Below are 12,865 nucleotides of genomic sequence, written 5' to 3' on the forward strand. Positions count from 1 at the left end.
GCAGGCTGAAGAGGCGCCACTTTCCCTTGGCGCGGGCGGTCTCCGCGCCAAGGTCGAGCTGGCCGCGGGTGAGCCAGTTGCGGATGGTCACCTCGGGCACGCCGAGGCCCTCGGTGATGGCGGAAAGGGTGAAGCGCGGTTCCACGTAGGGCTGGAGGAGGGGACCCTCGAACTCGCGCCGCATAACCTCGATCTGGGCGAGGCCGAGAATGTACTCGGCGCGCTGCGCCTCGGTGCGCGCGGCGATGTGGCCAAGGTCCTCGGCGGTCATGAATACGTCGGGCGTGCGAGCGAGCTGCGCGGCGAGCGCCTGCTCTTCGGGCGTGAGGACTGAGTGGTTTCCGCGCTTGGCCATGGATGAGGTTCCGGTTCCTCCCGACAGAATAGCAACTCGTCGAATTGAATTGCAAGTTTAATTCGTCGAATTGTTCGGCCTGATGCCAGCCGCAGCCAGCACCACCGCCGCACGAGATCCCGCGGGCGCGGCGCGAACGTGCGTCATGATTTCCGGGCGCGCGTCGGCCCCGTCATACCAGCGCATTTCTCGGCACCACTGCCGCCGCTGCTCGAGCAGGTAAGGGTGCTCCGGATGGCGGAGAAGGTCGCGTTCGCTGATCGCCTCGGCCGCCTCGGCGAGCAGGAAAGCCTGATAGCGCTCCAGCAGGTCGGAGGTGACTGGCACGGCAGCGGCCGTGGGCTGGCCAATGAGGGTGACGCCCCCGCCGATCAGCGGCAGGGCGAGGAGGCCTCGGAGGAAGCCGCGACGGGCGGTGATGATTTCAGACATGGCGATGCTCCGTGCAGCACGATCAGTGGAAGGAGGGCTGGGAAGCTAGAGGACGCCGACGTAGCCACTGGGGTGAAACCCGCCGAACTGCTCCTGCATGCCGTCTTCGTCGGCCACGCCGCAATCGTCGTTCTCGCGGCCATCATCGTCCTCAAGGCCGTCGAACTCCTCTTCTGCATCGAAGGAGCCTTCGCCCTGCGCCCAATGCTCTTGCGAGCCGAGCCGGAAGCGCTTCACGCCCTTGGTGGTCCTGTACGCGTAGCCGTCAAAGTGCATGACGGGCCCGCGCGCGAGGCCCTCAGGGGCGCCCAGCGAAGGCTCCCTCGTTCCGTCGTCTTCCTCGGCGTCGTCTTCCTCGCCCTCGTCGAAGCCGGAGGCCGGGATATCGCCGAAGGTCGGCTCGAGGTCCGCATCGCCATCAAGGGCGTCGAGCAAGGCGATGAGGGCTTCGATGGTATGCTCCAGACAGTCGCGGAAGGTGCTCGTCTCCACCATCGTGAACTCGCGGGCGCAGCTCTCCCGTTCGCGGACATGCATGTTCATGCGCGTGCTCCTGTGGTATGAACTGGTTTCAGTGCATTGTACTGATATCGGCGCGTCGTCAGTACGTCAACAGGAAATCAGGACATTGTAATGATGTTAGCTGTTCAATCTCGCATGGCGCGAGCTGCTGTAGGTTGGGGAGTGCGCGAACTTGCCAAAGCCGCAGGCGTCTCGGTTGACACGGTGAGCAGGCTTGAGAAGGGCGAGACCCTTCTCCCCCGCACGGTGGAGGCGATCCAGATTGCCTTGGAGACGGCCGGAGTGGAGTTTATTGAGGAGAACGGGGGTGGGCCGGGCGTGCGGTTGCGGAAAGGTTCGGCAAAGGGGTAATGCCTATGGATTTTATAAGCACGATAATAGTCGCGCACCCAGCAACATTTGAGCTGATTAAACTTATAATCCAATTCGGCGGCGCATTTTTCATCGCAAGAGTTACAGTAAATTGGGCATTATACAGATTTAAATCAGAGAAAATATGGGAAAAGAAAATATTAACATATACTGATATTATATCATCATTAAATGAGATGAAAATAATTAATGAAGAATGGCTTTCTGACGAGCTTACTAAGCGAAATAGACCTGATCGTGTTAATAAACTTCGGAGGGAAAACTATGACAAATCTGAGAATAAACTTAACATTGCCATAGCGCTTGGAAACTTATTTTTCTCAGAGCAGCTAAATCAAACGTTATTGGAAGCAAAGAAACGCTTGGCACATAATAATGCGAACTGTTTTCAGGAAGAAATTGAGCATGATATCGAGGTTATTTCCTCTGCTTTAGATGCAGCAATTATGGAAGGAAAGATGGAGACGAATAATTCGCGTCAGTGGTTTCAACGGCTGAAATGTCTCACCTCTCCATCCACCTCGACTTGATCAACCCTTTCTGTACCGGGCGCGGCTGCTCCACGACCTCCCGCATTTCACTCGTCCGCAGGTCGAAATTCACATTCAGCACTTGGTGCGCCGCGAAGGCGTAGACCACACAATCGAGCGCTTCGGCGCGCCGGCCGGGGATACGCTCGAACCGCCGCTGCGGCTGGCCACGGGCGTAGCGCACCACCACCCGCTCGCTGGCGAGCTGTTCGTACCAGACGGCCGGAAGCGTCTGCGAGAAGCGCAGCGCCCGCCCGCGGGCGATTCGCGCCACCAGGTGGCTCTTGATGCCATCCACGCCGACGATCCACAGCCAGCCGCCCTTCTGCCGCCCTTTCGACTTCTCGATCCACGGCCGCTGCCCCGGCGCGCCCTTGATGGCGAGCACCTTCCGCGCCGCCCGCGGGAAGGCGAAGGCGTAGACGTGGGCCATGGTGGCGCCGTCCGACGAATCAAGCGCCGCCGCATCCACGCCCAGGCGCCCGCCGAGTGGATGGGGGAAGCGCTCCTTCAGCAGCCCGTCCAGCTCTGCCCAGGTCTCGCTCTCCTCCGGCAGGCCCCACACCACGCGGTGGCCCAGCACACAGGCCGCGCCGTCCCGCGCCCAGCCCACGAACGTCACCTCAAGGCGGTCGCGCTGCACGTCCACCCCGGCGGTGATGGCGAGCACCTCCGGCGGCAGCGCCTCCAGCGAGAAGGGCTCCGCCCGGGCGGCGAGGGCGTTCTCGTCGATCTCCTCGCCCGCCTCGCGCCAGCCCTCGCCGAGCACCGTGTTCACGAAGGTCTGGAGCAGGCCGGGGTCGTCCTTCGCCGCGAGAAACTCCGCCGCCAGCTTGCCCCATGCGGCATTCGCCAGCGGCGAGACGAGGGCGTTGATGCGGAAGCCCGCATGGCCCTTCACCTCCGGTGCCGTGGCCCGCCAGCGGCCGGCGGCGACTATGCCGGGCTTCTGTCGCTCCTCCACCGCGCAGCCGCAGCCAGGGCAGCACCAGTGCGCTGCCTCCGGCTTCCCCTCCGGCCAATGGATGTCCGCCCACCGCACCTCATGAAACTCGCCGCAATGGGGGCAGGGCACCTCGAACACACGCCTGTCGGAGCGGGCATAGGCGCCGAGGACGTGGCTCGAGTCCTCGAAAATGGGCGTGCTCCCGACGATGATCTTGCGGTCGGGGAAGGACAGGGTGCGCTTCTCGGCGAGGGCGATGGGCGAGCCTTCGGCAGTTATCTCCATGCCGTCCGCCTCGTCGACGATGAGGATGCGCGTGTTGTGGGCGCGCAGGTTCCGCGGCGCCTTGGCGGCCACCACCTTCAGCGAACCGCCGGGGAAGCGGCGGGACAGGAGGGTGTTCCGATCCGCCGCGCCCTGGTCGCCGGCGAGTGCGCCGGCGAGGCTGGGGGAAGCCTCGAAGGTGGGCTCGACATTGCCGACGACGAAGGTGCGGCAATCGTCCTCTGTCGGCAGCACGAACAGCACCGGCGCCGGTTCGTTCACGACGTGGGAACCGAGCAGGCCGACGAGCAGGGTCGTGTAACCGACACGGGCCGACTTCACGACGGTGACGCGCTCGGTGCCGGGGTCGCTCATGGCGTCGGCAATGCCCCGCTGGAACGGGTACAGCCGGATGGCGCCGGGCAGGGCGGACACGTCCGCGGGCAAGCGGATCTCGCGCTCGATCCAGTCCGACAGCGAGAGGCGCGGCGGTGGCGCCAGCGAGCGCAGGGCGCTGGCGCGGACGGCGGCGAGAAGTTCACTTGCCATCGGCCATCTCCTCCAGCACGCGCCGCAGCTCGGCGTCGATGGCCTCGACCTCGGCGGCAGTGAGGCCGGGCAGCAACTGCCGCAGCCGCGACGGCACCGCCAAGATGCCGGCGCGCACCTGGCGCAGTATGCCAGCCCACTCCCGCTCCACCTCGGCGGCGGGCACCAGCTCGCGCCGGAGGGCGGCGTTCTTCAGGGCGGCATGGTCGGCCTGCTCCTTCACCAGCCGGAGCCGCTCGGCAGCGGCATCGGGCACGGCAGCGAAGGGCAGGGCGCCTTGGGCCGCCTGCGCCGCCGAGCGGGTCGGGCTGACGTTCCCCTGGATCCAGAGCTTGCCCCGCGCCACGTCGATCCGCCCGTCCGCCTCCACAGGCAGGCCGGCGGCGATCATCTGCGAGACGCGGCCCGGCGAGACGTTCACGAGTCGCGCGAAGGCCACCTTCCGGACCTTGGTCGGCGCCTCGATGGTCTCTGATCCATGCATCTGCTGCATATCTAACCCGTTGTCCTGATTGATCTTTAGCTATGAAATTGACCTCAGCGCGCCAAATCTCGGGAGGCAGCGGCCCCGTGCGCCCCTGCCGGGGAAGGACCCAAGGGCATTGAGGCTGGGCATGTGGCCCGGCCGCCACACCCGCCCGTCCCGTTGGGTGCCGGAGGAAGCCGAGTGACGCACCTGAAGTCCGTCACTCGGTGCGTCACTCTCCAACCCGTTGAACCTAAAAGGTTAGTGACGCAGTGACAGACAGTGACGCAGATACGGATAAATAGGGATGTGCGCGCGCACGCATGGGGCTCATATGGAAAGTGCGTCAAAGTCCGTCACTCCGTCACTGCGTCACTCGCTGACAGCCGTTGGCACGTACCACCGCCTGCCACCCGTCCCTCGCTTCCCCGGTGACCACCCCAGCCGTCCGAGGCATGCCGTGATGCGGCGCTGATCGGAGGTGCCGATGCGCCCCGTTTCAATGAAGAGGGCATAGGTGGCGACCTCTGAGACCGTCGCGCGCTGCTTGCCGACCAACCAGCTACCGATGGGGCCTTCCCAGGCATCCGCCTCATAGCGTTCGTCCTGTTCGGGCTGGATGCACTCGCGCTCGAATTCGGCTTTCGGCCACCACGGTCGCCCTTCCCGATAGAGGTGGAGCGCTTCGGCGAGGAGCTGGTCGCGGTCGCGGGCGAGCGCGTCGGGATCGATCTTCCCGACCTTGACGGGCCAGTAGCGCCGCCCGCCCGTCTCATCCCGCAGGTACGTCGCCTTGTTCGTGGTGCCGATGAAGACGCATTGGCGCGGCAGTGTGATTTCCACGCGTCCGTAGGGAGGGCGGAAACGCTCCACTGGCCGGGTCAGGAACGCTTTGAGCGCTGCATCTTCGGCCCGGCTGATGGCGGACATCTCAGCGACTTCGATGAGCCACTTTCCCCGCAGGTGTAGGCTGGCATCCTTGCCGCCTGACACATCCGGCATGTTGTCGGAGAACCACTCGCCACCGAGGATGCGGCAGGCGGTGGACTTCATGGCGCCCTGCGGTCCTTCCAGGACAAGCATATGGTCGGCCTTGCACCCCGGCTCCATGACGCGTGCGATCATCGAAGTCATGAACATGGGACCAATGACGGCGGCGTAGCGGGTTTGCTCGCAACCGAGATAGGCATGAAGCCAATCGCTAAGGCGCGGATGGCCGTCCCAGTGCAGGCCGAGGAGGTAGGCTCGCACGGGGTGGAAGGACTCCTCGCGCGCCCTGGCGATCACGGCGTCGTGGAGCGTGTCCTTCGCGAGCCGGGGCAGTCCCACGAGCTGCAGGTATTCCTGAAGCCCGATCAGGTCGGCGTCGGTGAGCTCGCGCGGCCGGAAATTGTCGTCCGGCAGCGCGTGGGGGTCGGCTGCGAGGGGGATAGGCGCGTTGAGCATCACGGCCGACGCCATTTCATCGTAGCTCACGAGTTTGGCCAGCGCGTCGTCGCAGCGGAGGCCGTGGAGCGTGTTTGCAAGGTTCGAAAGCGGACGGCCCTTCTCGTCCAGCGTGCAGTCCAACAGCCAAGGGCGGGCCGCATCGAAGCGCGCCCGCCGGCGCTTGGTGGCCGGAGCGGTCGCTTCGTTGAGCAGTTGAGCGATGCGGCGGTGGCCTTCGGTGACCTCCGTCATCGTGCGACCTCCAGCCGACTGGCCAGCGCGAGCAAGCGGTCGGCGGCGTCGTGCTTTTGGATGAGCATGGACTCAGGCGATGCCCCACGCCCGCGGCCGATGCGGCGCACGGCGGACGCGATAGTGCGGACTTCCTCCGCCAGCGATGCCCCTTGCGAGGAGCCCGCAGCGGTCGGAAAATCTCGCTTAACCCTTTGATTTTCCAACATCGCCTTTCCTCTAGTTCGGAGGAAAAACGAAGCGTTATCAGTGTGTTAGTGGGGCCTCTGACTCCGTTAATCTAGGTTCGAATCCTAGTCCCCCAGCCAATCTAAAATTTGACAACAAAATCAACGACTTGAACTTTTGCGAGCGTAGCAGCTCGTAACAGTTGGTCGGTGCATTTCGTCGTACTGCGACGGTTTGCGCGGCCATTGAAATTTCAGCCTCCAACGGCGTCAAAAACTGGCGCAAAAATGTCGCTTTGGAAGGCGTGTTGCGGAAATCGCAACAAGGCGCCTTGTGCTCAAAAAATGCAGCGCGCATATTTCGGTACGAAAAACGTGTCGGATTCCAACTTTCAAAAGTTGGATAGCGCGAAATTTGCGTGAGTGTCCGAGCGAAAAGAAAGGGCACCGATTTTAGTCGGTGCCCTTTCCGAGGGCAGGCTAGGTCCGTGGCTGGTAATCTAGGTCCTAGTTTTTGCCATCACTAAGCGGACTGTTCGGCCCTCAGCGGGTCGGCAGTCCGCGACAGTGTTCGCGCACATTCTCCAACTTGCCAAACCGCACACGCGGATAGTTACGCACGCGGACGGACTTGGGAAACGCGCACTTCAAGTTAGACATGCGACATACCTTTCGTGTTGGCTCCGGGCCATCCGGAGGTCTTCAGCACCCAGCTGAAGACCGTGGGCAACTGTCAGACCGAGTGGGTCCGCCGGGCGCCTCAACACGAAGGAGCGATTCGCTCGTCTGAGATTCAAACTACTGCGAGATGGTTGACGGGGCCAGCGTATGGCGCGGGGCCATGGGATAACGGGGATGAATGCGAATATAAATTGAACAAATAAAGAACAAAAGAGAACAAGCCTAAGCTGAAAAAGGCGACACCAGGAAGGGTGCCGCCATTTTCGTGGGTGAGTCGCGCAATTGGAGAGGTGACTGAATGAGCGATTTTTCAGTCCATAAGATGTGAGATCTCACCTGCAACGTCTGCAGCGGTTTGCCTGAGGAGCTTCAACGTCTGCGCGGTTCTCCTCGCACCATTCTCTCCAAGGAAGAACATGTGGTTGCCTGGCAGCGTCGCGCTCAGCCGCTGGGCGGCGTGCCCGACATGCTCGACCAGCAACGCCCATTTCTCGGAGGGAAGCGCGGCGAGCTTGTCCGCTTGCGAGAAAACGAGACCTTCGCAAAGTTGCTGCGTGATGTAGACGCCCCATGTGGAGCGGTCCGTGAGAGCGTGCCGGGCGTCGATCGCAGAGGCGTGCGTCATCAAGGCGAGCGGCGGAAAGGCGCGATACTGCGCGGTGCCGACCTCACGCGCGTCTCCGGCCCGGTCGGAAACGAAAGCTCCGTCTCTGTAGCGCATGGCCGATGCTGCCAGCCCGACCGGGAAATCGCCGGTCATCTCGCGTGTGAATTCGTCGGCACCGAGCACCACGTGGCCGGCAGCCGCGTTCTGATCCGCGAGGCATTGGAGCAGCCAGTCGAGGTAGGCGCCCCTGATCGAGGCGAGGCCGCTTGTGGCTGGCTTCAGATGGTCGAGGCCAGGCAGGGTATTGGGGAGCGCCGATGCGCCGGCCATCGCGACGAAAAGTTCGATGCCCTTTCCCTTGCCCCGCAGCGCGGCATGAAGCGGCTCCGCAATTCGCCCCGCCATGCTCCAGCCGAGCACGATGGCGTTTGCTCGCAGGCCGTTCCGGTCCACGCAACGGGCGATGATCTCGGCGCTCTGCTCCGCCCAGTCGGTGACCGAAAATTGCGGGAATGGGGCCTCGAACACACCCCTGTTGTCGATCGGATAGGACAGGACCAGCGACGGGAAGCCTTCCTCATGCAGCCAATGACAAAGGAAATCGGCGGCCCTTCCCCCGGGCGGTCCGTAGGCGATGCGACCGAGCACCCCTCCTCCCGTGACGAACACCACGAGGGGAAGGTCCTCGCGCCCGGGTTCGAACCGCACCAGAGCCGGATAGCCGGCCGCCTCGGTCAACTCCTCGCCCGGATAGAGCATTGGGGATCTCGTCTGTGCTTCCGCCGGAGCGCGCCATGTCGCGGCCAAGGCTACGCCGAGCATCGCGACTTGACGACGATTAAGGTCGCAGACAACCACTCTCGAACCTCCATATCGCGTCCGGCCATCGGCCGCCCGTCAGCCGACGTTCCGGCGCGTGGCATAGCCCGCAGGCAGATCCTCGGGGGCGCAGGCGATCACGCTTTCGTCGTCCCGGCCGCAATCTTCAACGAAGGTGATATCGGCAAACTCGTCGACGAGAAGGGTCGGATAGGTCGGCCCCGCGTCGCGATACTGGCACATCAGGTCGATCTTCTCGTTCTGGAAGCCGATGATCTTCTTCGGCTCCTGCTCGATCCAGCGGGGGAAGAAGGTGGCGCCGTGGGCGCGGTTCTCATTGAGATTGTAGGCGACGCTCACGCAGGTGCCCGTCGGCTCGTGCCAGGAGACCTTGTACACGCCGTCGGCAAGGCGGACGATGTGGACCTCCTGGCCCTTCACCCAGCGCCCGCCGACCATGCCGCCATGGACGCGGTAGTCGATGGTGCGCTCGTTCTTGAAATACATCTCATACTGCCAGCCATTGGCATAAGTATAGATGATGTGCTTGCCCACGAAGGCGGCGATCTCCGCCGGATGGGTGGAGTCGAATGCGTCGGTCATGGCTTTCCTTTCCCCGGCGCCGGGCTGATGCCCGGACCACCGGCTGTTGACGTGGGTTGGATGGGAACGCTCACTTGAACCCGTATTCGCTCCAGCGGCGACGCACGCGGTCGACGATGTCCGCCGGATAGCCGTGGCGGAAAGATGCCCGCATCGGCAGGGCTTCGCCCCATTCATCCGGGGCAAGGCAGTTGTAGACGATCTTGCCGGTATGGCCCGAGACCTTCTCGCTCCCGCGGAGATAGGCCAGCATCGGCGCGGCCTCGATGTCGTCGAACACGGCATGGCCCAGCAACGGGTGGCAGCGGGTAGCGAAGGCCCAGACCAGCTCCTTCAAGTCGGTCGGATCGACGTCGTCATTCAGCACGATCACCTTGGGGATCACCGCCCCCGCCTTGCTCGCGAACACCGTCTGCCCGATGCGCCGGCAGAGCGCCTCGCTCTCGCCGACGCCGCTGCGACGGCGCCAGTCGCGCGGAACGGTGACCACCAGCCAGTGCAGCGCCGACTGCAGCGGGATCCAGGCCGTGGTGGCCGGGATGCCGGCCTGGCGCAGCTCATGCAGGAGTTGCGCCGAGCTCGGCAGGCCCCAGGCGGTATGGTTCTCCTCCACCGGCTCGCCGGCGACGACAACCGGCAGGATGGCGTTGTCGCGATGGCTGATGGCGCAGGCCCGGTAGGTGGGCCGGCGCGCCGGCGTGTCGAGAGGGATGTAGCCGGCAAACTCGCCCATGGGGCCTTCCTCCACCCGTTCATCAAGATGGAGGTGCCCTTCGATCAGGATCTCGGCGCTGGCTGGCGCTTCAAGGTCGATGGTCTTGCAGCGCACTGTCCTGATCGCGCGCGCCAGCAGCGCGCCGAGGCGCCCGCTTTCGTCGACATGGGCGGGCAGCGGCATGCCGCAGATGAAGGGAATGGAGGGCTCGACCCCGAGCGCCAGCGCGAACGGCATCGGCTTGCCCAGATCCGCCCAGGCCTTCGCCACCATGCCGAGGTGCTGCTCCGGCGCCACGACCCCCGAGAGGCGCTTGCCGTCGACCATCATCATCCGGGCAATGGACCAGTTGGTCCAGGTTCCGTCCGGCGTGCGGGCGACGATGCAGCCGAAGGTGTTCAGATAGCGACCGCCGTCCCCATAGTGCAGCAGCGGCACGGGAAGCGCGGTGAGGTCCACCGCGGCGCCGGTGACCGTGTTCTCGAAGACCGGCGCATCGTCCACGACCACCGGGTTGATGGCCGGCCTGTCGAGGCTCGCGGCAATGGCCTCGGCGATCGCGAGGCCGCCCGTGGTGGGCGGCAGCTCCAGCGCGACGGCAACGCGAACGAGCTCCATGCCGGGCTGCGCGCTGGTGCCCGCCGGAGCACCCAGGATGCGGAAGGCGCCCGGGTGGTCGGAGAAGGCCTTGAACAGGGGAGCCGGCGCCCCGGTCTCGATGCAGCGCCGGATGATGGCGCCAAGCTCCAGGTCGAGGGAGACCGGCGCGTCGATCTCCTGGATTTCCCCGAGGCCGCGCAGGGCCTCGATATAAAGGCGCAGGTCGGTGAGGGGCATCAGGCGTCTCCCCTGGCGCGCGCGTCGGCGGGAGGAACTGCTTCCGGCTGGCCGCCCCATCGATTGAACAGGCCTGCGTCGAGGTCGTACAGATCGAGCACGCGCCCGACGGTATGGTTCACCATCTCGGAGAGAGAGGCCGGTCGGTCGTAGAAGGCCGGCACCGGCGGAAAGACGATGGCGCCGTTCTCGGTGGCCTGCGCCATGGAGCGGATGTGGCCCGCATGCAGGGGCGTCTCACGGAACATGAGGACCACGCGGCGCCGCTCCTTCAGACAGACGTCGGCCGCGCGGGTCAGCAGGCCGTCGGTGTTGCCGGTGGCGATGGCGGACAGGCTCCTCACCGAACAGGGCGCGACGATCATGCCCATGGTGCGGAACGAGCCGGAGGCGATGGTGGCACCGATGTCGGCATCGCCATAGGTGAAATCCGCCATGGCGCGGACGTCGCGCACCTTCAGGTCGGTTTCGTGGGCGAGTGTGCGCTCGCCCGGCTTCGACATGACGAGATGCGTCTCGATGCCGAGGCGCCTCAGCACCTCCAGGATGCGCAGCCCGTAGATGGTGCCGGTGGCGCCGCTGATGCCGACGATCATGCGCCTGCGTGGCGGAGGAATGACGTGCTGTTGCATGGCGTGCGTCCGGTCCCGGTTCGATTGAACGGAGCCTAGCCAGCCGGGCCAGAGGCCTCATCGTCAGAACTGTCTATGCGGGACGCGGGCCGACCGACGGGCCGGCCGAACACCCCTCAGCGCAGCTGCGGCACGAGTGCGCCGAGGGTCGCCATGGTGCGTTCGAAGTCGCGCAAATTCTCTGCATCCGACTTGCCCAGGATCGAGCGGATCTGGCTGCGGACGGTCATGAGCGAGACCCCGCGTCCGCGCGCCACGTCCTCGGCGCTGGCGCCGCCGGTGAGGGCCACCGCGACTTCCGCCTCGGCGCGGCTGAAGCCGAACATCTCGCACAGCATGTCCGCCTGCGGCACCACCTTGCGGTTGAGCGGCCGCAGGAGGATGAGCGCCAAGGGCTCCCTGGCGTCGCCTTCGTCCCGCCCGCTCACGTCATTGGCAAGGCCCAGCGGCGCCGGGGCGACCGTCAGCGCGGCGAGGGCGCCGTTGCGCGAGGTGACGCGCATAGCCCCCCCGGAGCCCCCTGACGTGGCGGAGGCAACGAGCTTGCGGAGCACGCCCGCCTCGTCGCGGGACATGGCTGCGAGGTAGACGCCGCTGCCGGCATAAGGGCCCGAGCGCATGGAGAACAGGCCGGAATCGGGACCGGCCAGATACCTGCGGGCGAGATCGTTGATGAAGCGGATCTTCAGCCCCGCATCGACGACGCCCACGCCCACGGGAAGCGCGTCCAGGGCGGCCCGCGTCAGAGCGACCGCCTCGTCATCCCGCCCCAGCCGTGCGCGAAGCTCGATCGCGCGCTGGACGTGCGGCATCAGGGTCTTGAGCAGGCGGACATGGGTTTCGTCGAATGCTCCCGTGTCGTCGCCGCGGGACACCAATATCGGAGTTGCCTCCGTGAGGCCGGCCATGCCGCCGATCACATGGCGACGCTCATGATGCCGAGCGAAGTCGAAGTAATATTCGCTGCGGAGGAGTTCGGTTTCGGCGACCAGCTCGGCGCCGAGCTTCGCGTTGCCGAGGTGGTAGGCCCGCGCTGTCGCAAAGTCGTAGCGGGCCTTGGCGGCGTAAGGGTCCCTGGCGTGGAAATAGGCTGAATAGGCGCTCTCGCTGCCGTCGGGCGGCATCAGCAGGTTGCGCGGCCCCCCGGGACCTCCGAGAACCAGCACGGCGCGCCGGGCGTCCATGATGCGACAGATGCGGTCGCCGACGTCCAGCCAACTGCCGTCCCCGGCACCGGCCTGGTAGATGGCGCCGACGCAATCGGCGAGTTCGCGCTCCGTGTCTCTCACGCTGGGACAGCCCCGAAAGTAGCCGGAAGATGGCAGAGAATTTCAGCCCGTTCAACGCATCCCGGCCTCCCGGGATGCGGATGAAGCGGCTCGACCTGATCCGCCGCTCTTCTTTCAACCCGAACGACGGGCTTGCAGATTGTCGGCCATCAATTGCTTCAACTTGATCGGGTCGCGCTCTAGGCGGTGTGGACGGATTTCGCCGTGTTGAGTCGGAGGGGGATTCCCTTCTTGTCCTTTCGGTGATTCATAGCGGGTCGGCTTTTGGCGAGGTCGACCATGCTGACGCGGATGACGGACGAGGATTGGGCGGTGGCTCTGGAGGTGTTCCGCGCTTGCCGGTCGCGACGGGGCGACAAGGGGCGCGATGACCGCAAGTTCCTCGAAGCCATGCACTAT

13 protein-coding genes are annotated in these 12,865 nt (G+C 64.9%); 2 read left to right on the top strand and 11 right to left on the bottom strand.

Annotated elements, in window-relative coordinates:
* The 3 genes from K9U40_RS19215 to K9U40_RS19225 all read right to left on the bottom strand — a co-directional run.
* Positions 1-355: hypothetical protein (locus K9U40_RS19215; RefSeq protein ID WP_282891749.1), on the bottom strand; the 355-nt coding region annotated here is incomplete at its 3' end.
* A gap of 57 nt (positions 356-412) precedes the next feature.
* Complete coding sequence (locus K9U40_RS19220) at positions 413-787, bottom strand: hypothetical protein (protein WP_282891750.1); 375 nt, start codon at positions 785-787, stop codon at positions 413-415.
* A gap of 45 nt (positions 788-832) precedes the next feature.
* Positions 833-1,330 carry a hypothetical protein gene (locus tag K9U40_RS19225; RefSeq protein WP_282891751.1) on the bottom strand — a complete coding sequence of 166 codons (498 nt, stop codon included), beginning with the start codon at positions 1,328-1,330 and terminating at the stop codon, positions 833-835.
* A 93-nt stretch (positions 1,331-1,423) separates the two neighbouring features.
* Between K9U40_RS19225 and K9U40_RS19230 the strand changes: the two genes are divergently transcribed.
* Together K9U40_RS19230 and K9U40_RS19235 are read left to right on the top strand one after the other, a co-directional pair.
* A complete protein-coding gene (locus K9U40_RS19230) occupies positions 1,424-1,660 on the top strand; it encodes a helix-turn-helix domain-containing protein (RefSeq protein WP_282891761.1) in 237 nt (78 codons plus the stop codon).
* 5 nt (positions 1,661-1,665) lie between these two features.
* Entirely contained in the window at positions 1,666-2,211 is a 546-nt protein-coding gene (locus K9U40_RS19235; RefSeq protein ID WP_282891752.1) for a hypothetical protein, read from the top strand.
* On the opposite strand, the gene K9U40_RS19240 is transcribed toward K9U40_RS19235, so the two are convergent.
* The 8 genes from K9U40_RS19240 to K9U40_RS19275 form a co-directional block, all read right to left on the bottom strand.
* Positions 2,186-3,970, bottom strand: a complete 1,785-nt coding sequence (locus K9U40_RS19240; RefSeq protein WP_282891753.1) for a phage terminase large subunit family protein — start codon at positions 3,968-3,970, stop codon at positions 2,186-2,188. The genes K9U40_RS19235 and K9U40_RS19240 overlap by 26 nt on opposite strands.
* A complete protein-coding gene (locus tag K9U40_RS19245; protein WP_282891754.1) occupies positions 3,960-4,454 on the bottom strand; it encodes a DNA packaging protein in 495 nt (164 codons plus the stop codon). Before K9U40_RS19245 ends, K9U40_RS19240 begins: the two co-directional genes overlap by 11 nt.
* A gap of 354 nt (positions 4,455-4,808) precedes the next feature.
* Entirely contained in the window at positions 4,809-6,116 is a 1,308-nt protein-coding gene (locus tag K9U40_RS19250; RefSeq protein WP_282891755.1) for a virulence-associated E family protein, read from the bottom strand.
* Between the two features lie 1,158 nt (positions 6,117-7,274).
* Entirely contained in the window at positions 7,275-8,330 is a 1,056-nt protein-coding gene (locus K9U40_RS19255; protein ID WP_282891756.1) for a hypothetical protein, read from the bottom strand.
* A gap of 138 nt (positions 8,331-8,468) precedes the next feature.
* Positions 8,469-8,993 carry a phenolic acid decarboxylase gene (locus tag K9U40_RS19260; protein WP_282891757.1) on the bottom strand — a complete coding sequence of 175 codons (525 nt, stop codon included), beginning with the start codon at positions 8,991-8,993 and terminating at the stop codon, positions 8,469-8,471.
* Between the two features lie 70 nt (positions 8,994-9,063).
* Positions 9,064-10,545 (bottom strand): UbiD family decarboxylase, encoded by a 1,482-nt coding sequence (locus K9U40_RS19265; RefSeq protein ID WP_282891758.1) that lies wholly within the window; start codon positions 10,543-10,545, stop codon positions 9,064-9,066.
* Entirely contained in the window at positions 10,545-11,177 is a 633-nt protein-coding gene (locus K9U40_RS19270; protein ID WP_282891759.1) for a UbiX family flavin prenyltransferase, read from the bottom strand. The genes K9U40_RS19265 and K9U40_RS19270 overlap by 1 nt, the downstream gene beginning before the upstream one ends.
* A gap of 116 nt (positions 11,178-11,293) precedes the next feature.
* Positions 11,294-12,466: a PAS domain-containing protein gene (locus K9U40_RS19275; protein ID WP_282891760.1), complete on the bottom strand. Its 1,173-nt coding sequence runs from the start codon at positions 12,464-12,466 to the stop codon at positions 11,294-11,296.
* Between the last annotated feature and the right edge of the window lie 399 nt (positions 12,467-12,865).

Source organism: Xanthobacter autotrophicus (genome assembly GCF_030015065.1).
GTDB lineage: Bacteria > Pseudomonadota > Alphaproteobacteria > Rhizobiales > Xanthobacteraceae > Xanthobacter > Xanthobacter autotrophicus_D.

Bases quoted from the DNA above. Each gene is read 5' to 3' on its own strand.
- K9U40_RS19265 (WP_282891758.1), bottom strand. From the start codon at position 10,545: ATGCCCCTCACCGACCTGCGCCTTTATATCGAGGCCCTGCGCGGCCTC.
- K9U40_RS19220 (WP_282891750.1), bottom strand. From the start codon at position 787: ATGTCTGAAATCATCACCGCCCGTCGCGGCTTCCTCCGAGGCCTCCTC.
- K9U40_RS19250 (WP_282891755.1), bottom strand. From the start codon at position 6,116: ATGACGGAGGTCACCGAAGGCCACCGCCGCATCGCTCAACTGCTCAAC.
- K9U40_RS19255 (WP_282891756.1), bottom strand. From the start codon at position 8,330: ATGCTCTATCCGGGCGAGGAGTTGACCGAGGCGGCCGGCTATCCGGCT.
- K9U40_RS19260 (WP_282891757.1), bottom strand. From the start codon at position 8,993: ATGACCGACGCATTCGACTCCACCCATCCGGCGGAGATCGCCGCCTTC.
- K9U40_RS19245 (WP_282891754.1), bottom strand. From the start codon at position 4,454: ATGCATGGATCAGAGACCATCGAGGCGCCGACCAAGGTCCGGAAGGTG.
- K9U40_RS19270 (WP_282891759.1), bottom strand. From the start codon at position 11,177: ATGCAACAGCACGTCATTCCTCCGCCACGCAGGCGCATGATCGTCGGC.
- K9U40_RS19230 (WP_282891761.1), top strand. From the start codon at position 1,424: ATGTTAGCTGTTCAATCTCGCATGGCGCGAGCTGCTGTAGGTTGGGGA.
- K9U40_RS19240 (WP_282891753.1), bottom strand. From the start codon at position 3,970: ATGGCAAGTGAACTTCTCGCCGCCGTCCGCGCCAGCGCCCTGCGCTCG.
- K9U40_RS19235 (WP_282891752.1), top strand. From the start codon at position 1,666: ATGGATTTTATAAGCACGATAATAGTCGCGCACCCAGCAACATTTGAG.
- K9U40_RS19225 (WP_282891751.1), bottom strand. From the start codon at position 1,330: ATGAACATGCATGTCCGCGAACGGGAGAGCTGCGCCCGCGAGTTCACG.